The organism is Bifidobacterium sp. W8104, from assembly GCF_016100735.1.
GTDB lineage: Bacteria > Actinomycetota > Actinomycetes > Actinomycetales > Bifidobacteriaceae > Bombiscardovia > Bombiscardovia choladohabitans.
On the sequence record NZ_JACFRW010000001.1, the window covers coordinates 1,462,332 to 1,482,711 of the forward strand.

The 20,380-nt window shown below is 61.1% G+C and carries 18 protein-coding genes and 3 tRNA genes; 15 read left to right on the forward strand and 6 right to left on the reverse strand.

Going from position 1 to position 20,380, the window contains the following annotated elements; translation table 11 throughout:
• Positions 1-226 precede the first annotated feature (226 nt).
• The 3 genes from H3U89_RS05685 to H3U89_RS05695 all read left to right on the forward strand — a co-directional run bounded on the left by H3U89_RS05685 (position 227) and on the right by H3U89_RS05695 (position 3,178).
• Positions 227-1,138, forward strand: coding sequence for a CHAP domain-containing protein (locus tag H3U89_RS05685; RefSeq protein WP_198177364.1), 912 nt, complete (start codon positions 227-229; stop codon positions 1,136-1,138).
• An 82-nt stretch (positions 1,139-1,220) separates the two neighbouring features.
• A complete protein-coding gene (locus H3U89_RS05690; protein WP_198180371.1) occupies positions 1,221-1,961 on the forward strand; it encodes a C40 family peptidase in 741 nt (246 codons plus the stop codon).
• 170 nt (positions 1,962-2,131) lie between these two features.
• Positions 2,132-3,178 (forward strand): universal stress protein, encoded by a 1,047-nt coding sequence (locus H3U89_RS05695; RefSeq protein WP_198177366.1) that lies wholly within the window; start codon positions 2,132-2,134, stop codon positions 3,176-3,178.
• Positions 3,179-3,250: 72 nt separating this feature from the next.
• On the opposite strand, the gene H3U89_RS05700 is transcribed toward H3U89_RS05695, so the two are convergent.
• The gene (locus tag H3U89_RS05700; RefSeq protein WP_198177367.1) at positions 3,251-3,664 is read right to left on the reverse strand and encodes an OsmC family protein; all 414 of its coding nucleotides are present in this window, start codon (positions 3,662-3,664) and stop codon (positions 3,251-3,253) included.
• A gap of 142 nt (positions 3,665-3,806) precedes the next feature.
• Between H3U89_RS05700 and H3U89_RS05705 the strand changes: the two genes are divergently transcribed.
• From H3U89_RS05705 to H3U89_RS05715, 3 genes are all read left to right on the forward strand, one after another.
• Entirely contained in the window at positions 3,807-4,682 is an 876-nt protein-coding gene (locus tag H3U89_RS05705; protein ID WP_198180369.1) for a thymidylate synthase, read from the forward strand.
• A gap of 89 nt (positions 4,683-4,771) precedes the next feature.
• Positions 4,772-5,440, forward strand: a complete 669-nt coding sequence (locus tag H3U89_RS05710; RefSeq protein ID WP_198180367.1) for a dihydrofolate reductase — start codon at positions 4,772-4,774, stop codon at positions 5,438-5,440.
• Positions 5,440-5,979, forward strand: a complete 540-nt coding sequence (locus H3U89_RS05715; RefSeq protein ID WP_198180365.1) for a low molecular weight protein-tyrosine-phosphatase — start codon at positions 5,440-5,442, stop codon at positions 5,977-5,979. Before H3U89_RS05710 ends, H3U89_RS05715 begins: the two co-directional genes overlap by 1 nt.
• Positions 5,980-6,046: 67 nt before the next feature.
• Here the strand turns inward: H3U89_RS05715 and H3U89_RS05720 are convergent.
• The 3 genes from H3U89_RS05720 to galE all read right to left on the reverse strand — a co-directional run bounded on the left by H3U89_RS05720 (position 6,047) and on the right by galE (position 7,326).
• Positions 6,047-6,122: transfer RNA gene (locus tag H3U89_RS05720), tRNA-Phe, on the reverse strand.
• A gap of 47 nt (positions 6,123-6,169) precedes the next feature.
• Positions 6,170-6,243, reverse strand: a tRNA-Asp gene (locus tag H3U89_RS05725).
• 72 nt (positions 6,244-6,315) lie between these two features.
• Positions 6,316-7,326: a UDP-glucose 4-epimerase GalE gene (gene galE, locus H3U89_RS05730; RefSeq protein ID WP_198177371.1), complete on the reverse strand. Its 1,011-nt coding sequence runs from the start codon at positions 7,324-7,326 to the stop codon at positions 6,316-6,318.
• Positions 7,327-7,474: 148 nt separating this feature from the next.
• Between galE and trmB the strand changes: the two genes are divergently transcribed.
• The 4 genes from trmB to H3U89_RS05750 all read left to right on the forward strand — a co-directional run bounded on the left by trmB (position 7,475) and on the right by H3U89_RS05750 (position 12,439).
• Positions 7,475-8,287, forward strand: coding sequence for a tRNA (guanosine(46)-N7)-methyltransferase TrmB (trmB, locus tag H3U89_RS05735; RefSeq protein WP_198180363.1), 813 nt, complete (start codon positions 7,475-7,477; stop codon positions 8,285-8,287).
• Positions 8,288-8,329: 42 nt separating this feature from the next.
• Entirely contained in the window at positions 8,330-10,351 is a 2,022-nt protein-coding gene (locus H3U89_RS05740; RefSeq protein WP_198180361.1) for an elongation factor G, read from the forward strand.
• Positions 10,352-10,462: 111 nt separating this feature from the next.
• Positions 10,463-10,849 (forward strand): VOC family protein, encoded by a 387-nt coding sequence (locus H3U89_RS05745; RefSeq protein WP_198180359.1) that lies wholly within the window; start codon positions 10,463-10,465, stop codon positions 10,847-10,849.
• Positions 10,850-10,915: 66 nt separating this feature from the next.
• Positions 10,916-12,439, forward strand: a complete 1,524-nt coding sequence (locus H3U89_RS05750) for a xylulokinase (protein WP_415873563.1) — start codon at positions 10,916-10,918, stop codon at positions 12,437-12,439.
• A 95-nt stretch (positions 12,440-12,534) separates the two neighbouring features.
• On the opposite strand, the gene H3U89_RS05755 is transcribed toward H3U89_RS05750, so the two are convergent.
• Positions 12,535-12,606, reverse strand: a tRNA-Glu gene (locus H3U89_RS05755).
• Positions 12,607-12,666: 60 nt separating this feature from the next.
• Entirely contained in the window at positions 12,667-13,560 is an 894-nt protein-coding gene (locus H3U89_RS05760; RefSeq protein ID WP_198180355.1) for a glycosyltransferase, read from the reverse strand.
• Positions 13,561-13,650: 90 nt separating this feature from the next.
• On the opposite strand from H3U89_RS05760, the gene H3U89_RS05765 reads away from it, so the two are divergent.
• The 5 genes from H3U89_RS05765 to dacB all read left to right on the forward strand — a co-directional run bounded on the left by H3U89_RS05765 (position 13,651) and on the right by dacB (position 20,380).
• Positions 13,651-15,090, forward strand: coding sequence for an AI-2E family transporter (locus H3U89_RS05765; RefSeq protein WP_198180353.1), 1,440 nt, complete (start codon positions 13,651-13,653; stop codon positions 15,088-15,090).
• Positions 15,090-16,316 (forward strand): glycosyltransferase family 2 protein, encoded by a 1,227-nt coding sequence (locus H3U89_RS05770; protein ID WP_198180351.1) that lies wholly within the window; start codon positions 15,090-15,092, stop codon positions 16,314-16,316. Before H3U89_RS05765 ends, H3U89_RS05770 begins: the two co-directional genes overlap by 1 nt.
• A 52-nt stretch (positions 16,317-16,368) precedes the next feature.
• On the forward strand, positions 16,369-17,214 hold the full coding sequence (locus H3U89_RS05775) for an ABC transporter ATP-binding protein (RefSeq protein ID WP_198180349.1): 846 nt from the start codon (positions 16,369-16,371) through the stop codon (positions 17,212-17,214).
• Positions 17,211-18,842, forward strand: coding sequence for a hypothetical protein (locus tag H3U89_RS05780; protein ID WP_198180347.1), 1,632 nt, complete (start codon positions 17,211-17,213; stop codon positions 18,840-18,842). The genes H3U89_RS05775 and H3U89_RS05780 overlap by 4 nt, the downstream gene beginning before the upstream one ends.
• A 110-nt stretch (positions 18,843-18,952) precedes the next feature.
• The gene (dacB, locus tag H3U89_RS05785) at positions 18,953-20,380 is read left to right on the forward strand and encodes a D-alanyl-D-alanine carboxypeptidase/D-alanyl-D-alanine endopeptidase (protein ID WP_198180345.1); all 1,428 of its coding nucleotides are present in this window, start codon (positions 18,953-18,955) and stop codon (positions 20,378-20,380) included.

Sequence of the window (20,380 nt, forward strand, 5' to 3'; positions counted from 1 at the left end):
GGTCGGCACGCATGCCGGTTTGCTCATGTCCGCCTCATGTCCGTATAATCCTAGCGTATTCCGTGGTTGTCGAAGATGAGCGACCACCGAAGCCATGCTTGAGTACACCAGTATGGACAATCCAGGTCATTTGGCCCGGGTTCTCACTTGCGTTATGGTGTTCCCTTGTGATGGTTCGTGATACGGCACGAAAGTCGCGTCGGAACATAAACGGGAGTGATTCTAGATGAAGCATGCTGCGCACAGGGCTTCGGCCAAGCGAGGCGCAGGTGTCGGCAGTTGGTCGACCGGCCGATCGTCAGGCGTAACCCAGGCAGAGGGCATTGAGGGTCTTGATGATGCCCTGGCGGCCAAGCTCAACGAGGTGGCCCCTCGAACCCGTCGTTCCATTCGTCTGGCGGCCAAGGCCTCAGCCCGTCGCTCCCATATCATGACCGGTTCGGCCCTGACTGTCCTGGTCGGTGCTGCCGCTTCCTCTATGGCGGTCAATCAGGCTCGCAACGACTGGTCCCTGCCTTTGGCCGACAGTGTCGCAATCAATTTGGTCACCCCCTCCTCCTCTGCCGGCTCCTCTGACGCAAATGGTGGTGCAAGGGTCTCCCGCTCTGATTACCGTCAGCCCCTGCCGACGGCTTCTCAACGCAATGAGGGCAGCTGGGAGCTGGGCGAATCCGAACTCGATGCCGGACAGATGTCCAAATCCCTGGCCAACAATCCGGTCGTGGCTGTGCTGATGGATGCCAACCGATCGGTCCTGCCTTCAGGGTTCAATCCCAACCATGCCACTGGGGATGCGGGCAATGTCTACGAGTTCAGCCAGTGCACCTGGTGGGCCTACGTCCGGCGTCACCAGCTGGGTCTGCCGGTGGGCTCACACATGGGCAATGCCAAGGATTGGTCCGGCTCTGCCCGCTCCCTGGGCTATTGGGTGGACAACACGCCGCGCAATGTCGGTGACATCGTGGTCTTCCAGGCCGGCCAGGAGGGTTCGGATTCCACTTACGGCCATGTGGCCATCGTTGAGAAGATCAATCCCGACGGCTCTATCGTCACCTCAGAATGTGGTGCAGTCATGAACGGAAAGACCTACTCTCGCACCCTGTCCAATGTGCACGCTTTCAGCTACATCCACTACTGAATCCGGTACTGATTCCTGGCTGTGCGGATCATGTCCTCAGATAGCTAGTTCTTGTTCCCGATACGTGATAGAATTGTGCCCGATGAAAAAAACACGCAAGTATGTGAGCATGATGGCAGCTGCCACAATCTGTGGCATGCTTTCCATCGGTATACCCGCCGTGGCCCAGGCCAGTGACGGCAGTGAAGCCGTAGTTACTTCGTCGCGTTCATTCACCCCCGGCAGCAAGGTGCGTGCCGACCTGTTGACCGAGTCGACGGCTACCACCGTCGAAAAGGACAGCAGCTGGGGTGGCATTGAGTCTTTGAACGTTCCTGCCACCAAGTCTCAGGCCGAGAAGGATGCTGAAGCCAGGGCCCAGCAGGCCCAGGAGCAGGCGCAGGAGCAGGCCCAGGCTGCATCCAGCCAGCGTCAGTCCGCACAGCAGGTCAGTCGTTCGGCTGCTCGTGCCAGCACCGCCAGCACAGTCGTTGATGCGCCGGTCTCCGGCACGGGTGCCGATGTGGTCAACTACGCCCTTCAGTTCCAGGGGATTCCTTATGTGTTTGGCGGGACCGATCCAGCCAAGGGCTTCGACTGCTCTGGATTCACCCAGTATGTGTTCGCCCACTTCGGCATCAGCCTGCCCCGCACGGCCGATGCGCAACGTTCAGTGGGTGTACCGGTCACGGATCCTGCTCCTGGCGACCTGCTGGTGACCTCTGATGGTAGTCATGTGGGCATTTATGTCGGCGGTGGCCGCATGATTCATGCCCCGCGTCCCGGTCGGACCGTAACAGTTCAGAAGCTTTATCGGGATTTCGAGTATCGTCGTCTGGTCTAAGGCATAGTTGTTGTGCAGGCTCAACGCCCCTACGGGGGCGTTTTGCATATTCAGCGTCGAAGTTCCTCGCGTGTTGGCCCTTGCCAACTTATTGATCAGGACTGCATGCGATATTCTGACAGAAAGAGCGGTGTCGGTTTGTCATCGCCAAGTTCAAAGGAGGTCGTCGGATGAGCAACGACAAGGCTGTTCTGGTAGGCGTCGATGGCTCGGATGCCAGCTACAAGGCGGCGTGGTGGGCCGCCAACTACGCTAAGCATGCAGGGTTGACCCTGCAAATCGTCTGCGCATATTCCCTTCCCTCGTATGCGGCCGTCTCCTTCGATGCGACCTACACCACCATGGGAGACGACGTTGCGGCTCACAACGACGCCCAGGAGATTCTCTCCAAGGCCAAGGCCATCGCCGATGAGCAAGGTGTCGGTGCAGCCACACTGATTGTGACAGGGGATCCTTCATCGGTCTTCGTGGAACTGAGCCGCAACTACCGGTTGATTGTCATCGGAAACCGGGGTAAGGGCGGCCTGGCTGAGCGTTTGCTGGGCACCACAAGCTCCAGCCTGCCCGCCTATGCCTACTGCCCTATCGTGGTCGTTCCTTATACCGACGACGACGGCAAACTGATGCATCTGAGCAACGACATCAAGCGGGTCGCCGTGGGTTCCGACGAGTCCAAGTGGGGGCTCAAGGCCCTGCAGATCGCCGCCGCCTTCGCCGACAGCTGGAATGCAGAACTGGATGTCATGTCGGCAGTGCCCAATATCTCCGGACTGACCGGCACGGGTTCGGCCGAGGAGCGCAGCGTCATGGACTCCTACCTGGATGACCTCAATACCCGAATCACTCCGCTCATGAAGACCTATCCCGATCTGCGCATCAACAAGACCGTGGTGCCGGGGTCGGCTGTGGAGGCCCTGACCCAGGCCAGCAAGACACACGACGTGGTTGTGGTCGGTTCGCGTGGCCGCGGCGGCTTCACCGGGCTCCTGCTGGGATCGACCAGCCAGGGGCTCCTGCAGCATGCCGTCAGTCCTGTCTACGTGGTGCCGCGCAAGTACGTGGAGGCCGAGGAGTCCGGGCTCAAGGCCGCAGCCGAGGCGGCTGAAAGCACTGACGTGGCTGAGATCACCGGCGTGGAGCAGGTCTCTGTGGATTCGGCCAAGCCCGAGCAGCTGGCTGACCTGGAGTCGACCATCGACCCCGAACACAAGGAGTAAGGGCAAGGGGCGGGGACCCACGAAGTTCCATGAACCTGGGGGTCCCCGCTCCTCTCTTCTTGTCCTGTCGGATCAGTGGCGAACCTTGACGGAGATCCTTACCGGGGTCTCCCGCTGATAGGTGTGTGCCACGGTGCAGGACTTGGCGATATGGCGACGGACCCGCTCCTCCAGCTTGTCTGCATCATCCTGGGCCAGCCTGGCCGAAGTGGCATCGACGTCCACCTGCTCGTCGAAGCTCAGGTAAGCGTCATCGTCGGCGTCATAGGTGCCGTCCACCACGATTTTCGCCCCCTTGCCCTTGCCCAGGGCGCTCTCCACGGCGAATTGACTGGAAAGGGCTCCGCAGGCGGCCAGAGCGATCTTCATCAGGTCGCCGGGGTTGAACTGATCCTCGCCCTTGCCGAAGGTGATGTGGGCACCGTTGTCGCCATAGGCGTTCCAGGTGCCGTCCTCGTCGCGTTCGACCCAAAGTCTCTTGCCCATCTGTTCCTCCTTGTCCACACCCGGCTGGGTGCGTCATTCGGATCCGACCCTGTGGCCGGACCTGCTCCTCCAATCTAACCCGGACTCGGCGATTCGTCACCGGGGCGCGCTCAGCTGACCGAGGACTTGATAGTATGGCCGCATGGCCTTGACTTCCGAAGAACTGCAACGTATTCGCACACGCATCCCCGAGCGTCCCGACTCTGACATCCCCACCCCCTACGAGGACCTGGTGCGCACCATCCTGCGCGAGGGCACCCTGAAGTCCGACAGGACGGGCACAGGGACCATATCCCTGTTCGGGCGGCAGATGCGCTTCGACCTGTCGCATTCCTTCCCGTTGATCACCACCAAGAAGGTCTACTTCCGCGGCATCGCCTACGAGCTGCTTTGGTTCCTGAAGGGATCGCAGAATGTGCGTTGGCTGCAGGAGAACCGCGTGCATATCTGGGATGAATGGGCCGACCCGGAAACCGGGGATCTGGGTCCGGTCTATGGGGTCCAGTGGCGCAGCTGGCCCGCTCCGACCCCAGAGGACCCCCATCACACCATCGACCAGATCGCCAAGGTGCTGGATCTGATACGCACCCACCCGGACTCCCGTCGAATGATAGTCACCGCTTGGAATCCAGCCCAGATTGACAGCATGGCCCTGCCGCCCTGTCATGCGCTCTTCCAGTTCTATGTGGCCGATGGCAGGCTGAGTTGCCAGCTCTATCAGCGCTCCTGCGACATGTTCCTGGGGGTGCCTTTCAACATCGCCTCCTACGCCCTGCTGACCCTGATGATGGCCCAGCAGGCCGATCTTGAGCCTGGGGAGTTCGTCTGGACCGGCGGCGACTGCCACATCTACGACAACCATGTGGAGCAGGTTCTGGAGCAGCTGTCGCGCAAACCTTATCCTTACCCGACCATGCGCATCCGCAAGGCCGACTCCATCTTCTCCTACCAGTACGAAGACTTCGAGGTGGTGGACTATCAGTGCCATCCCGCCATCAAGGCCCCGGTGGCGGTCTGATGGTGCGCTGGGCCGAATACGGGCACCGTCGAATCCGAAGATTAGAATGTACTCGTATATCTACTCACCATGAGGAGTGAACACAACAGATGGAGCATGACAATAGTCGCAGCGGCTATCACGAACCCGAGCCCGGTCAGGCCGGGCTTCTAGGCGATGAGGAATGGCGGCATCAGGAAGAAGAGATAGGCCGCCGCTCATCGGTCAATATGATCTGGGCGCAGGCGCGGGCCACTGACGGCCGGCGCGGCGCCATCGGTTACCACAATGCCCTGCCTTGGCATTTGAGCGAGGACATGCGGCACTTCAAGGAGCTGACCGTATCCCATCCTGTCATCATGGGGCGGCGGACCTGGGTGTCCATGGGGGAGCGGCCCCTGCCCAAGAGGGACAACATCATTCTGTCCAGCGACCCAGGGTTCCATGCACCCGGCGCTACCGTGGTATCTGCGGCCGACGATGCTCTGGAGCTGGCCAGGCAGGAAGCCATTCCCGACGATGGGATGGATCGCAGTGAAATATGGGTCATCGGCGGGGCAGGGGTCTTCAGCACCTTCTTTCCGTTGGCGGATGCGGCCTACGTGACCGACCTGGACCTGCAGACTCCGGCCGACGTCTTTGTGCCCGATATGGAGGAGCTGGTCAACAAGCGGTTCTGGCAGGTGCGTGATAAGACCCGGTGGATGACCCCGGCCAAACCAGACCAGGCGGCTGCCATCCCGCGGTTCCGGTACGTCACCTATGGGAAGGTGCGTTGATGGGTCAGGATTCTGAAGGAAAGGCCTCACGGGCTCCCTACAACGTCATGACCGTCTGCACCGGCAACATCTGCCGGTCACCCATGGCTGAGGTCATCCTGCGCAAGTTCTTCCAAGATCGCGGACTGGATGAGGACCAGGTCAGGGTGGAATCCAGCGGGGTCAGCGACGAGGAATTCGGCAACCCCATAGATCGGCGTGCCCAGAAGGTGCTGCGCGAGCGGGGCTATGAGGTGCCGCCCGACCACTTCGCCCACCGGATCACCCGGGAGGAGGCCGAAGACGCCGACCTGCTGCTGCCCATGACGGCCGACCATATGCGCGCCCTGCTGCGTCTGCTGCCCTCAGGCAAGCGATCCGCCGTTCATCTGTACCGTAGCTTCGACCCGGATCTGCCCAGGCCGGCGCCGGGCCGGGAGAGCCAAATCGACCTGGTGGACCCCTGGTATGGTGGCCCCCGTGAGTTCGAGGTGGCCATCGATCAGATCGAGCACACTGCGCCTTACATCGTCGACTGGGTGGTGCGTCAACTGTTCTGAACGATGGATGAATGGCAAATATCAATTAAGCCCCTGGATTCCTCACGAATCTCAGGGGCTTAATGGTTGGTGGCTCCGAGCGGGATCGAACCGTTGACCTAGCGATTTTCAGTCGCTCGCTCTACCAACTGAGCTACAGAGCCATGAACAGTCGAAAAGACCCGGACAAACCGGGCCAGACCATTCCCAGCGACTCCGGCCGGACTTGAACCGGTGACCTCCGCCGTGACAGGGCGGCGCTCTAACCAACTGAGCTACGGAGCCGAGGCTGCTCGAACAGCCAAGAGGAAAGTTTACATGAGCGCCGGAGGAATGCAAGCCCCGGCGCGTCGCTGCCTAGTCCTGCTGCTGCCAGCCATCGGTGTCGATGTGGTGGGCGGGGTTGGCCTGCCATGCCTTCCAAGCTGATTCGACGATCTCTTCGACGCCATACTTGGCATGCCAGCCCATCTCGGTGTTGATCCGGGTGGGGTCGCCGATCAGGTGCGGCGGGTCGCCGGCGCGGCGGGGCTTGATGGCCTCGGTGAAGGGCAGACCCGTCACTTTCTTGACCTCGTTCACGATCTGGCGAACGGATGTGCCCTGGCCAGTGCCTACGTTGAAGGCATCGTAGCGGCGCTGGTCGCGGTCCAGATAGTCCAGGGCGGCGATGTGGGCGTCTGCCAGATCGGAGACGTGGATGTAGTCGCGCACGCAGGTGCCGTCGGGGGTGGGGTAGTCGTCGCCGAAGATGGCGGGTGCCTTGCCCTGCCGCAGCCTGTCGAAGAGCATGGGGATCAGGTTGAGGACAGCCGGGTCCTCCAGGCTGACCGGCCCGCAGCCGGCCACGTTGAAGTAGCGCAGGGCGCAGAAGCGGATGCCGTAAGGCTGCTCGCAGGCCCGGGCCATCCACTCGCCGACCAGCTTGGTCTGGCCGTAGGGGTTGATGGGGACCATGGGCTGCACGTCCTCGGGGACCACGTCGACCGGAGGCTCGCCGTAGGTTGCGGCAGAGCTGGAGAAGACCAGCTTCTTGGCGTCGGTCTTTGCCATGGCCGACAGGACGTTGATCATGCCGTTCAGATTCTGCCGGTAGTACCAGATGGGCTTCTCCACCGATTCGCCCACCTGCTTGCGTGCTGCGAAGTGGATGACCGAGTCGACCTTGTTTTCCTTGATGATCTCAGCCAGACGCTGGTCGGCCCCCGGTGCGGCCACGTCGGCGCCGTAGAGACGGGCATCACCGATCCGGCTGGGCTTGCCATAGCTGAGGTCGTCGACCACGACGACCTCCTTGCCGGCCTCCTGCAGGGCGTGGACCACATGGGCGCCGATGTATCCGCAGCCGCCTGTAACCAAAACTGACATCTGCATGCCTTTCCTGTTGAAACCGGACGTACGAGCTTGTTCGGTTTTGCAATCTTTTGTTGTTTTTTGTTCTAGATTGAGTATATCACGGGCACATGTGACTCTTGTACCCGCTTGTATCCGCTTCCTAGGATATATATGAGCTGTGATGAGTGCAGAAAGACAGAGCAAGGCCCCCATGAGGTCAATCGTCTCCTATGTGAGGCGGTCCGAGAAGCTGAACGGCCGGCTGGCGAGGGCTTGGGCTCAGTATTCCCCCAGATACCTGCTCGATTTGGGCCAGGCTGAGGGTTCATTGACGGTTGCCGGGGATCTGCGTTGTGATGCAGCAATGGTCAGGTCGGCTTGGGGACGGGATGCGCCGCTGATCGTCGAGATCGGATCCGGCCAGGGAGAGAACGTCGTGGCCAGCGCCCGGGAGCACCCCGATCGGAACTACCTGGCCCTGGAAGTCTATCAGCCGGGGTTGGCCCATACCATGCTGATGGCCGGTAAATCCGACTTGGATAATCTGCGGCTTGCCCAGGTCAACGCCCCGGACCTTCTGGCCCTGATGGATCCTGGACTGATTGACGAAGTCTGGACCTTCTTCCCCGACCCCTGGCCCAAGATGAAGCACCACAAGCGTCGTCTGGTCCAGCCGGCTCTGGCTGGAGATCTGGCGAAGTGCTTGGTGCCAGGCGGCATCTGGCGAATCGCAACCGACATCGAGGATTATGCCCTGCATGTGCATGAGGTGATGGATGGCAATCCGAAATTCACAAACCTGGGCACTTTGCCAGTCAGTCTGCCCACCCGGCATGTCGGCAAGGGGACGGCTGATCAGGCCAAATCCCTGCCTCATGCCATGTTCATGGAGTCGGAGCGGTTCGAAGGCAGAATCGTAACCAACTTCGAGCGCAAGGGGATTCGGGCCGGCCGGGCCATTCACGACCTGACTTATCAGGTTTCGGCAGACTGACCGTAGAGTTGCGCATAGGCATGAAGAGCGAGGGAGGCCCCGATGGTCAAGAGGATAGTGGTGGGGATGCTGGCCCATGTGGACGCCGGCAAGACCACGCTCTTGGAGGCCATGCTCTACCGGGGAGGGGAAATTCGCCGTCTGGGCAGGGTGGACCATGGCGATGCCTATCTGGACACCAACGATCTGGAGCGGCAGCGGGGCATCACCATCTTCTCCAAGCCAGCCCGGCTGACCTATCACGATGTCGACCTGACCCTCATCGATACACCCGGCCATGTGGATTTCTCGGCCGAGATGGAGCGGGTCCTGTCGGTCTTGGATTATGCCCTTCTGGTCGTCGATGCCACAGCTGGATTGGAGGGGTATGTCGACACGCTCTGGCGACTTCTGGCACGCTACGGGGTACCCACCTTCATTTTCGTCAATAAGTTGGATGCCCCTGGAGCTGATGCCTCCCGTATTCTTGAAAGCTGCAAGCAGCGGTGGTCTCCAGGCTGCTTCGATTTGAGCCGTGGACTTGAACATGGCGATATGGAGGATGTGGCCCTGCTCGACGAGGATGTCATGGACGAGTACCTCAAGACCGAGGATATATCGGATGAGAGTCTGGCAAGGCTGGTCGTAGGTCGCCGTCTCTTCCCATGTTTCCTTGGGTCTGCCCTGCGCCTGGACGGGATCGACGCCCTCCTGGAGGGGCTGGGGCGGTACACCCTTTCGCCTGTGTACAACAAACAGTTCGGCGCAAGAGTGTTTAAGGTGTCGCATGATGACAAGGGTGCCAGGTTGACCTGGCTCAAGGTGACCGGTGGCGACCTGCCGGTCAAATCCTCTTTGACCACCGGACTGCGTCATGGAGATGGCGCCGGCAAAGCGTCGGGTTCTGTTGCGGAGGCGTACGGGACAGCCGGAGATATGGGGAGGAACGGACACGTTGAGACCAGGGAGACGGTTGATCAGCTTCGTGTCTATTCGGGAGCTTCCTATACGTTGACGGACTGCGCCCAGGCCGGAAGCATCGTGGCGGCGACCGGCCTTGACCTGACACGTCCGGGGCAGGGACTTGGGTGCGAGCGGAAGGACCTGATTCCTGTACTGGAGCCGGTGCTGTCCTATGCAGTGGCTGCCGAAGGGGTGGACCCGCACCACTTGTTGAGCGCCTTGCGCATCCTGGAGGATGAGGATCCCCTCCTGCATGTGCTCTGGCAGGAACGGCTCCAGGAGATCCACCTACGTATCATGGGCCAGGTTCAGTTGGAGGTGATTCAGGTTCAGTTGGAGCGGCGATTCGGCATGCAGGTCTCCTTCAGCCAGGGCGGGATTCTCTATAGGGAGACCATTGCTGCCCCCGTCGAAGGAGTCGGACATTTCGAGCCCCTCCGCCACTACGCCGAAGTCCACCTGCTCCTGGAACCTACGGAGCCGGGCAGCGGTCTCAGTTTTGCGTCGACATGCAGTCTGGATCGTCTGGAAGGGAACTGGCAGCGGCTCATCATGACCCATCTGGCGGAGAAGGAGCATCTGGGCGTTCTGACGGGGTCGCCCATTACCGATATGCGCATCACCCTGCTGGACGGCCGCGGGCATATCAAGCACACCGAAGGCGGGGACTTTCGCCAGGCCACATACCGGGCCGTCCGGCAGGGGCTGATGAAGGCCCGCAATATACTGCTGGAGCCCTGGTACCATTTCAGACTCACCGTTCCCCAGGGGAATTTGGGCAGGGCCATGTCGGACATCTACCGGATGAAGGGCGGTTTCTCGGAGCCGCAGGCAGACGGGGATGTTGTCGAGCTGGAGGGGGATGCGCCGGTATCACAGATGCGTGATTATGCCATCGAGGTCAGCACCTACACTCACGGCCGTGGACATCTGACCTGTTTCTTCAATGGGTATCGTCCCTGCCAGGACCAGGATGCTCTTGTGGATTCCATCGGTTATGACCCCGAGTCCGACCTGGAGAACACCCCTGACTCGGTCTTCTGCGCCCACGGAGCAGGGTACCCGGTCAAATGGAACAAGGTGGAGGACTTCATGCACCTGCCCGGCGGCCGGTACATCTGAAGCACAGCCTTAAGGTTTGAGTTTGGTTATCCCCTGCATCGAGCGGTACGGGGAAAGAGCATTCTGGGCGGTCTGCCATTATCGGTTGATGATCCACCTAGAATTACGGACATGATCGATCATCTGACGCTGAAGGTTCGGGACATCCAGGCCTCCATCGATTTCTATAGCAAAGCTCTGGCACCATTGGGGTACGTGGCCAAGGCCCACCATGAGCCCACCATCGGGTTCGGTGCAGAGGATGATGGGGCCCATTCGGACTTCTACCTGACGCCGAGCGAGGACGGGGCCGGCTCACCGGTGACCCACATAGCCTTCAGGGCCGCCGATGCTGCAACGGTGGATGCCTTCCACAGGGAGGCGCTCGCTGCCGGAGGCCGTGACAATGGTGCTCCGGGGCTGCGCGATTATCATCCCGGGTACTATTCGGCTTTCGTCTTGGATCCGGACGGGAACAATGTCGAAGCAGTGGTGGACTGGTCAGGAGCCCAGGGGTAACTGCGTCAGTCCACATACGGGATCACGCCAGCCTTCGGAAAGTCGGGAAAGCCTAAGATGGCCGCTATGACCTATACAGCCGCATTTGACGTGGGGACCACGCAGGTCAAGGCCGTTCTTGTGGATGACCAGGGTTCTGTCAGGGTGTGTGCATCCAGCGGTCTCCTGCCGATTGACACAGGTGACGGGCGTATCGAACAGAATCCCGAGGATTGGTTGCAGGCCTTCATCGAGGTGTCCCGTGACCTTTTGGCCAGGGCCGGGCGGAGCATCAAGCACTTCAGGAGCGACCAGGTCACCGGCATCATCATGAGTGGGCAGATGCAGGATCTGATCGCCCTGGATGCGCAGGGGCAGCCAGTCGGGCCGACGATCCTGTATGCGGACGGCAGGGCTCAAGAAGAGTCTGCTGAGCTGACTGAAACCTATGGGGCTGAATCCTTCCGCGCCCACGTGGGCAACCCGTGCGATGGGTCCCTGCCTGTATCCAAGCTGATGTGGATGTCCAGACATCAGCCGGACCGGTATGCCCAGGTTCGCCATGTGCTCATCGATGCCAAGGATTATCTGATTTGGTGGCTGACCGGTGTCTATGGCGGCGATGTGACGGCCTGTTCGACGGCAGGTGCCATGGATCTGCGCTCGCGGACGTGGAGAAGGGACATCCTGGAAGCAGCAGGCGTGGATGCCGCGATCTTCCCGGAACTCCATTGGCCATGGGAAGGCGTTGGCACCAGCACGCCGGGCGCATCCGCTGCCACGGGGTTTGCTCCGGGAACCACGGTCTTCGCGGGAATGGGGGATGCCGGGGCATCCACCTTGGCCGGCGGGGTGTTCCATCCTGGTCAGTTCAATATCAATTTGGGAACATCCGGGTGGATTGCCACAGTGACGGACCGGGCTGTAACTGACCGCCCTGGTATGGTCAATCTGGCCTATCTGGGTACAGGCAGCATCATCAACACGGTGCCATTCCTCAATGCAGGCAACGTGCATGCTTGGGCCACCGGAGTCTTTGCGGGGGGCGGTCCGGCCGAGGGCGACGGCGATCCCTATCGACGCATGGGGCACTTGTTGGAATCCAGCCCGGCGGGAGCGCGCGGTGTGATATGCCTGCCCTATCTGGTTGGGGAGCGCTTCCCGATGATGAATCCTTCGATCCGTGGAGCCTATGTCGGTATTTCTTTTCAGACCACGGCAAGCGACCTTGCTCGAGCGGCGCTGGAAGGCGTGTCCTATTCGATTCGCCAGGGGCTCGACCTGCTGGGCACGCCCATCGAACGCGTCACCCTGATTGGTGGTGGCACCCGTGAGACCCAATGGTGCCAGATGCTGGCGGATATCCTTGACGCGCCCGTTCAGGTGCTTGAGGATGCCCATCTCATGCCTGCAGCGGCCCTGGCAGAGCTGGTCTCCGTTGGCAAACTGACAGGTTCGTCTTCCCGGCCCGATCTGCAGGCCTTGGAAGAGCTGTTGGAAGCGAATCTTGTTGGACGGGTCTATTCACCTGACGACGCAAACCGCCATGTGTACGATGCCGGTTACGACCGGTTCCGGCGGCTGTATCCGGCTTTGGATTCCCTCCGGTAGGTGCCCATCAGATGCAGTTGTCACTCGTGGCTGGCGAGGACGATTCAGGCTGGCCTAATGATGGCAGCAGGTTTGATTGCTTTCGCAGTGATTTGTACCCCCGGAGAGAGTCGAACTCTCGCTGTCAGATTGAAAGTCTGGTGTCCTAACCGTTAGACGACGGGGGCGAACGTGCCCATGATACCCGCCCCCTATGGACCAGGCAAGCCTGGTGTGCCGTCCGCTGGTCAGTGGTCCTCCTGGTCCAGCTCCTGGTCGCGCCGGTGGAAGAGCTCCATCTGTTCGCGAATCCAGACACGTTCCGCAGGGTTGATGTCGGCGGATTCCAGGTACTTCTGGTAGACGGGATAGAAGGCTCGCAGGATGGGGTAGATGGCGTAGAGGGTGTGCTCGGGCTTCTGCTCCCTGGTGTGTTGCGGGTGGGCGTCGAAGGTGTTCTTGAAACGCTGCATGTAGTGGCGGAAGGACGTAAAGGAGGTGTCCATCCGGCGGGCGCTGATACCCACGTTCATGTCCTTGCAGTAGACCGTCTTGAACCCCTGGTCGATCAGGTGCAGGGAGATATCGACATCCTCGTGCATGATGTCCTCCTTGTCCCTGCAGACCTGGTTGCGTATGGCTCGCCAGGCTGTGGCGCGCAGGGCCATGTTGGAGCCATAGAGTAGGTATTGCCCGTCGTCCGCCCGGTAGATGGCCCGGCGAATGGTGTTGTCGCCCTTGAGTCCGATCCGCTTGCCCGGCATGTCGTAGTAGGCCACTGGCCCGGTGGCGCCCATGGCCTTTGGGTCCCGGGTGAAGATGCCGGAGACCACTTCGACCCAGTTGGGACGAAGCATGCAGTCCGCGTCGATCCGGCCCAACACGTCGCCGGTGGCCCGGTCAAGTCCGTAATTGCGGGTGGGGATCAACCCCTGCTCACTGTCCTGATGGAGGAGCTTGACATGCTGGTCAGGGTGCTGATCGATGAATTTTTCGACGATGGAGGCCGTTGCGTCCGTGGAGTGGTTATCGACTACCAGTACCTCCTTGGGTGCCTGGCTCTGCCTGGTAGCGTTCAGGAGGCAGTCTTCAATGCGTTCTTCCTCATTCCAGGCGGGTATGACTATGGAAACGGTCAACATACCTCTCAGGATACGTGTGCCCGGATACACCGTCGGCTCAACCTGCGCCCAATAGCCCGCCATGTCAGCCATCTTGGGATAATGGAACATATGGCCAACGAGCAAAAGCAGCGCTTCGATTTCGCGACGGTCTTCCCGCCCAAGGGGGACCCGCGCCGACCTCCGGAATGGTTCGGCCGCGGCCTCCTCTACGTGGTCATAGCCGTCTTCCTGGCCTGGTTCGCCTACTCCTCCTGGTGGAAGATCGAATTCCTGGTTCTGGACGTGGTGATCGCCATCTTCGTCGCCCTGGCCATGGAGCCCCTGGTGCTCAGGCTGGTCAAGCACGGCTGGCGGCGGGGAGCGGCCTCGGCGGTCACCCTGATAGGCCTGATCATTATCGTGATTGTCCTCCTGGGCATGTTCGGCAATCTGCTGGTCCAGCAGGTCATCGGCATGGCCAACGGCTTGCCGGCCCTCTATGAGCAGGTGGCGGAATTCATCGCCAGCCGCACCCCCTGGCACCTGCCGGCCATGCAGGATCTGGGCGGGGAGATCGTCAAGAACATCCAGACATCCTGGGTGACTGACTTCGCCGGGCAGGCCTTGAACACCACCGTGGGGCTGGCAGGGTCCTTCATCAATATCATGACAGTTCTGCTGGTGATCTACTACATCTCCGCCGCAGGCCCCAAGCTGCGCCGCAGCCTCTGCCAGTGGCTGGCCCCCAGGAGCCAGCGCCGCTTCCTCTTCGTCTGGACCATCGCCCAGGACCAGATCTCCAGCTTCCTGTTCAGCAGGACCATCCTGGCGCTCATCTCCGCGGCCTGCATGTCGGTCTTCCTGGTCATCCTCAAGGTGCCCTACTGGCTGCCGCTGGCCCTCTTCTGCGGGCTGGTGTCCCAGTTCGTGCCCACGATCGGCACATACATAGGCGGGGCCGTTCCCATCGTGGTGGCCTGGGGGAGCCGCGGACTGCTGATGGCTGTGATTGTGCTGGTCTACATCATCATCTACCAGCAGATCGAAAACATGATCCTGGCCCCCAAGATCTCCCAGCGGACCATGGACCTCAACCCGGCCATCGCCTTCCTCTCCGTACTGGCACTGGGCGCGGTCTTCGGCGCCCTTGGTGCCTTCCTGGCCCTGCCCCTGGCGGCCAGCTTCCAGGCCATCTTCTCGGCTTCGGTCAAGCATTATGAGCTGATTGACTCCCCGCTCATGCAGGATCCCAAGCCTGTCGGCAAGTCCAAGGTGGTCGAGGGCGTCGAGGCCTTCAACGAGCACGTGGTCCAGCCGGTGGCCAGCCATGTGGGCAGCCGGTCCGCAAAGGGAACCAGTGCCAGGGTTCGAGTGGAGGACCCTGTCATGACCATTGCCAGCCAGCTCTACCCGACATCCTCACCGACGGCCAAGGACCTGGACGAGTCGGCCACGGTGCCCATACCCAAGTCCGCCTCGGCCCCGGTAAAGCACAGAACGCTCAAGGGTACCGAGACCGGGGACGAGACCTCCGAGGGGGAGGACAACCCCCGCAAGGAGTGGCGCTGATGGCCCTGCTCAAAGTATTGGACGTTCTGATGATGCTGCTGGGCGGGGTGGGCATCGTCTACCAGGCCATCTGCATCGTCATCTCCTTCGTCTCCAAGCCGGTGGTCTTTCCAGAGGCCCCCTTCGACAAGCGGTTCGCCGTCCTTATTTCCGCCCGCAACGAGGAGCAGGTGGTTGGTCATCTGATCAACTCCATCAAGGAGCAGACCTATCCATTCTCCATGGTCGACATATGGCTGGTGGCCGACAACTGCACCGACGACACCGCTGGGCTGGCCAGATCCCTGGGCTGCCATGTGGTCGAGCGGCAGGACCCGGACCGGGTGGGCAAGGGCTACGCTCTGACCTTCCTGCTGGAGCAGATACTCGATCGGGGTCTTGACTCCCGTTATGATGCCTACTTCGTCTTCGACGCGGACAACATCCTGGACCGTCATTACATCGAAGAGATGAACAAGGCCTTCCAGTCCGGCTTCCGCATACTGACCAGCTACCGGAACTCGGTCAACTTCTCGGACAACTGGGTCTCCTCAGGCTCGGCCCTATGGTTCATCCGCGAATCCCGGTTCCTCAACACATCAAGGATGGTCATCGGCTCCAGTTGCCATGTGGGTGGCACCGGCTTCATGTTCTCCAGGGAGGTTATGGAGCGCAACAACGGCTGGAAGTTCCATCTGCTGACCGAGGACCTGGAGTTCACCATGGACTCGGTTCTGCATGGCGAGCGCATCGGCTATTGCGGCACCGCCATCCTCTATGACGAGCAGCCGGTCACCTTCAAGCAGAGCTGGCGACAGCGGCTGCGTTGGAGCAAGGGCTTCCTCCAGGTCTTCCGCTACTACGGGCCTGCCCTGATCTCCCGGGCCTTCCGTGAACGCGACTTCTCAGCCGTGGACCTGACCATCCTGATCTGTCCCTTGACCGTCTTGGGCCTGGTCCGCTGCTTCTTCGGCCTGCTCTTCCCGGCTCTGGGTTTTGTGACCTGGACCAGCCAGGTGACCACCCTGATCGATGGCATTGCAGCTGGGATTCTGGGCCTCCTGGCCATGATGGGCCTGGCTGCCCTGACCGTGCTGGCCGAGCGGGACAAGATCGGCGCATCCAACAAGGAGCTTTTTGCCTACTGCCTGAGCTTCCCCATCTTCATGCTCAGCTACGTGCCCATCTCCTTCCAGGCCATTTTCGCCAATCCAGGATGGAAGCCCATCGAGCACTCAGGGCATTAAGGCAGTCGTCCCTTAATCGGCAGCGAGATAGGGATACGCTAGAATTAAGGCCATGTCCGATGAAGCGCAAGCAACCAGCATGACCGCCCAGACGGCAGCGGTCCCTCCGCCAGATCCGCATGCAGCGGTTTCCATCCGCGCCCTGGTCAAGTGTTATCAGGGTCGGCCCGCTGTCAATGCCCTCTCTCTGGACATTCCCAGGGGGTCCTTTTACGGGATAGTCGGCCCCAATGGCGCGGGGAAGACCACCACGCTGAACATGATGACCGGTCTCCTGGTGCCCGACTCCGGCAATGTCATGATCCTGGGCAGGGACGTATGGTCGGACGTGGATACAGCCAAGCGGGTCATCGGCGTCATGCCCCAGAGCGATCAGATATTCGACAGGTTGACAGGTCTGCAACTGCTGGTTTACTCGGGCATGCTTCGACGGATGCCGCGCAGTGAGGCGCTGGGCCGGGCCAAGGACCTGCTGGAGGCCTTCGACCTGACTGATGCCGGCGGCAAGCGGGTCTGTGATTATTCATCGGGCATGACCAAGAAGATCTGCCTGGCCACAGCCATGATTCATTCCCCCAGACTTTTGGTGCTGGATGAGCCCTTCGAATCGGTTGACCCGGTCTCCAGCGCCAATCTCAAGGACATCCTGGCCGAGTATGTCGATACCGGAGGAACAGTGGTCATCTCCTCGCATGTTATGGCCCTGGTGGAGCGGATGTGCACCCATGTGGCCATCATCGACCATGGTCTGGTTCGGGCTGATGGTACGGTGGCCCAGGTCGCTTCCGGCGAGGATCTGGAGGATCGCTTCCTGGAGCTTGTCGGCGGCCGTCACCAGGCTAAGCGAATCGCCTGGTTGAACGGCTCCGGGTCCGAGGAAGACCAGGAGACGCAATGAGCGCGACATCCACCATCATCGCCATGCGTTGGTCCATTACCTGGGGAACCACCAAGCGCTCCTCCTGGCAGATGGTCGGCGCCATCATCAGCCTGCTCATGGCCATAGGCATCTGCCTGGCCTCATGGCAGGGTGCGCTGACACTGGGGAGCTGGCTGCCCGGTGCCGGTCCGGGCGACCGGCAGCGTATGGGAGCCATATTGGTCCTGTTCCTGGTCGGGTTGACTCTGGGAGTGATCCTGATTCAACTGGCCTTTCTGGGCCAGGGGTCGAACCTGAGCCCTTCGCGATTCGTTCTGTACGGGATTCCTGACAGCCAGCTGCAGGTGGGGCTCTACCTGGCTGGGCTGACCGGGCCTGCGGGATTGACGGGTCTTGTCTGCTTCCTGGCCCTGACGGCCATCTATGCCCGCATGGGTGTCGGAGCTGCGACCGTGGCTTTGATCGCAGCCCTGCTGGCTGTCCTGGTAATGCTGGCCTTGTCCCGGGCTGTTTTGGACCTGGTCGGTACCCTGGTGGTCTCCAAGCGCACTCGATCCGGGCTCTACCTGCTGGTCACCATGGTGATCATGCTTTTGTGCATGTTGCCCTCTCTGCTGGACAGCGGGATCATGGATGGCATTGCAGTCGACACTGAATCCCTCAAGTCCTTGGCCGACACATTGGCCTGGACGCCACTGGGCGCTGCTGTCCGTCTGCCGGAGGACTTCATTTCCGGATCATGGTGGGCTCTGGTCGGACGACTGTGTATGGAGCTGGCCACCCTGGCTCTCTGCTTCCTGATCGGCATGCTGTGCCTGCGTCATGACCGTTTGCATGCCGGGGCGAGTGCTGAACGGTCGGTTGCCCCCAAGGGGCTGGGGATGCTGGGCCGGTCCCGGGACGCTGTGGATGCCATGGCCGCGCGATTGCTGATCTATCTTCGTCAGGACCCCCGCAGGCTTGTTAGCTATCCGCTTCTACTTGTTGTGGTGATTCTATACGCGGTAATCTTCCGCCAGATGCCCATGATGCTATGGTTGGGGCCGGTTGTGGGCGCCTGGGTGCTGGAGGTCCCCGAGGGCAACGCATTGGCCTACGATGGGCTTGCCCTGCGCATGGAGATAGCGGCGGGAGTGAAGGGTCGCGAGGACCGGCTCTCGCGTGTCCGGAGCCATCTGAGCGTGGCCATGCCCTGCATACTCCTGCTTGGACTGGTGACTTTGGCGCTTTCCGGGGCGATGAAAGGGGGACGAGATCTGGTCATCTCCCTGAATATGCTGGCTGTGACCGTAGGATTGCTCCTGTCTGGGCTGGGAGTTGCCCAGGTCTTCTCGGCCCTGCTGATCTATCCGGTACCCTCCATGGACCAACCTTTCGCCTCACCACAGGGACGAGCCGTTGCCCAAGGCTTCCTGCCCTTGCTGCAGTTGCTGGCTAGCCTGGTGATCATGCTGCCCACCTTCCTGGTGGCATTACTGGCCATGACCACGGTCGGGATTCTTCCGCTCTGGCTGCCCATGCCCGTCGCACTGGCGAACGGTCTGATTGTGCTTGCCGTTGGTGTCGCTATAGGGTCTCGAATCTTCGATCGTCGTCAGTCGGCCATACTGCTGACTCTGGATCGATATGCCTCTCTGCAGTCCTGAGACAGTGACAGGACCAGTACTAGGCTAGTTGGATGATGCCGACCGAGCCGAACCCGGTTGGCGAAGGCAAGTCCGGGAGTGAGCAATTGGGTGACAGACTTCAGCTGCGCATGACACGCCGTCGTCGGATCAAGCGACGCTGGCGGGTGGCCTTGGCCATGCTTGTGGCTGTCGTGCTTGTCGTCGGCTATGCGTGCATGGACTTGGCCGATCTGGTACCCGGACCTCTGACCTTGGCAAAGACCAGTCATTCTTCGGTCCCCCCTGCTGTCTTGATGGGCGAGCCGCCGACCCTGGTCGCAGACAAGCCTGGATCCGCAGTGGATGCCGGTCAGGTTCAGCAGTTGGTTAACACTTTCGCCGGCACGCCGGGCCTGGGCAATGCATACTCGCTGGTCGTCCGGCAGGCTGATGGGCGCGTGCTTGCTCAGAAGAACGCCGATCAGGCGCGCCAGCCGGCCTCCACCATGAAGACCTTGACAGCAGCCGCCGCCGCATCCGTTCTGGATATGTCCTCACAACTGGATACTGAGGCGGTTCTGAATTCCTCTTCCTCCTCGCAGGCGACGCTGACCCTACGCGGTCACGGCGATATGCTGCTGGGGGTCGGCAAGGACGATCCCCTGCACGTCAATGGCCGGGCCGGCCTGGGGACTCTGGCCGAGAAGACGGCCCAGGCCCTGCACCAGCAGGGGATCAGCCGAGTGACCCTGGCCTACCAGGACACGCTCTTCGGCGACGATCGGTCGCCGAAGGGAATCGAAGCAAACAATGCTGATGGAATCTACTTCCAGGAACCTGTCGCTATGGCCGTGGATGAGGCCAGGCAGGGACGGGCCGAGCCTTTTGCCTATCCGGACGCGGGCGGGGTCTACCTGCCCAGGGTCCAAAACCCCGCAGGGGCTGCTGCAGCAGTCTTTGCCAGTCGCCTGAAGGATTCCGGGATCCAGGTGGACAATGCCCAGGGTCCTGATCGGACCGACCATGCCCAGGGCAAGGTTGTGGCCCGTATCCGCTCGGCACGGCTCAGCGAGATCATGTCGCTGATGCTGCGCAACTCCGACAACAGCCTGGCCGAGCTCTTCGGCCGTCTGACCGCCTTGGCCCTGAACACGCCCAACAGCCCTGCCGGGGCTGTGAAAGCCGTGACCAGCACGCTGAACAAGCTGGGCGTAGATACCACGGGCCTCAACATGGCCGACTGCTCGGGGCTGACCCCTGGCTCCAGCCTCAAGGTGGGCACCTTGGCGGACGTCCAGCAGCTGGCCCTGTCCGAGAAGGGGCTCACCCCCCTGGTCAAGGGTCTGTCGGTGGTGGGGCTGACCGGCACAGCAGCCAGGCGGAAAATAGACAATCAGGCTGATGGGCTGATCCGGGTCAAGACCGGCACCTTGGACCATGTGACTTCACTGGCGGGCAATGTGATTCGGCGCTCAGGCGGTGTTCTGGTCTTTGCCGTAGTCGTCAACGATCCCGAGGATGTGGCTGCTGCCCGGCACGCTGTGGACACCCTGGTCGGATCCCTGGATCGGCTCTAA

Bases quoted from the DNA above. Each gene is read 5' to 3' on its own strand.
- H3U89_RS05770 (WP_198180351.1), top strand. From the start codon at position 15,090: ATGGCCCTGCTCAAAGTATTGGACGTTCTGATGATGCTGCTGGGCGGG.
- H3U89_RS05705 (WP_198180369.1), top strand. From the start codon at position 3,807: ATGGCCTTGACTTCCGAAGAACTGCAACGTATTCGCACACGCATCCCC.
- trmB (WP_198180363.1), top strand. From the start codon at position 7,475: ATGAGTGCAGAAAGACAGAGCAAGGCCCCCATGAGGTCAATCGTCTCC.
- H3U89_RS05760 (WP_198180355.1), bottom strand. From the start codon at position 13,560: ATGTTGACCGTTTCCATAGTCATACCCGCCTGGAATGAGGAAGAACGC.
- H3U89_RS05750 (WP_415873563.1), top strand. From the start codon at position 10,916: ATGACCTATACAGCCGCATTTGACGTGGGGACCACGCAGGTCAAGGCC.
- dacB (WP_198180345.1), top strand. From the start codon at position 18,953: ATGACACGCCGTCGTCGGATCAAGCGACGCTGGCGGGTGGCCTTGGCC.
- galE (WP_198177371.1), bottom strand. From the start codon at position 7,326: ATGTCAGTTTTGGTTACAGGCGGCTGCGGATACATCGGCGCCCATGTG.
- H3U89_RS05740 (WP_198180361.1), top strand. From the start codon at position 8,330: ATGGTCAAGAGGATAGTGGTGGGGATGCTGGCCCATGTGGACGCCGGC.
- H3U89_RS05710 (WP_198180367.1), top strand. From the start codon at position 4,772: ATGGAGCATGACAATAGTCGCAGCGGCTATCACGAACCCGAGCCCGGT.
- H3U89_RS05685 (WP_198177364.1), top strand. From the start codon at position 227: ATGAAGCATGCTGCGCACAGGGCTTCGGCCAAGCGAGGCGCAGGTGTC.
- H3U89_RS05695 (WP_198177366.1), top strand. From the start codon at position 2,132: ATGAGCAACGACAAGGCTGTTCTGGTAGGCGTCGATGGCTCGGATGCC.
- H3U89_RS05780 (WP_198180347.1), top strand. From the start codon at position 17,211: ATGAGCGCGACATCCACCATCATCGCCATGCGTTGGTCCATTACCTGG.
- H3U89_RS05690 (WP_198180371.1), top strand. From the start codon at position 1,221: ATGAAAAAAACACGCAAGTATGTGAGCATGATGGCAGCTGCCACAATC.
- H3U89_RS05765 (WP_198180353.1), top strand. From the start codon at position 13,651: ATGGCCAACGAGCAAAAGCAGCGCTTCGATTTCGCGACGGTCTTCCCG.
- H3U89_RS05715 (WP_198180365.1), top strand. From the start codon at position 5,440: ATGGGTCAGGATTCTGAAGGAAAGGCCTCACGGGCTCCCTACAACGTC.
- H3U89_RS05745 (WP_198180359.1), top strand. From the start codon at position 10,463: ATGATCGATCATCTGACGCTGAAGGTTCGGGACATCCAGGCCTCCATC.
- H3U89_RS05775 (WP_198180349.1), top strand. From the start codon at position 16,369: ATGTCCGATGAAGCGCAAGCAACCAGCATGACCGCCCAGACGGCAGCG.
- H3U89_RS05700 (WP_198177367.1), bottom strand. From the start codon at position 3,664: ATGGGCAAGAGACTTTGGGTCGAACGCGACGAGGACGGCACCTGGAAC.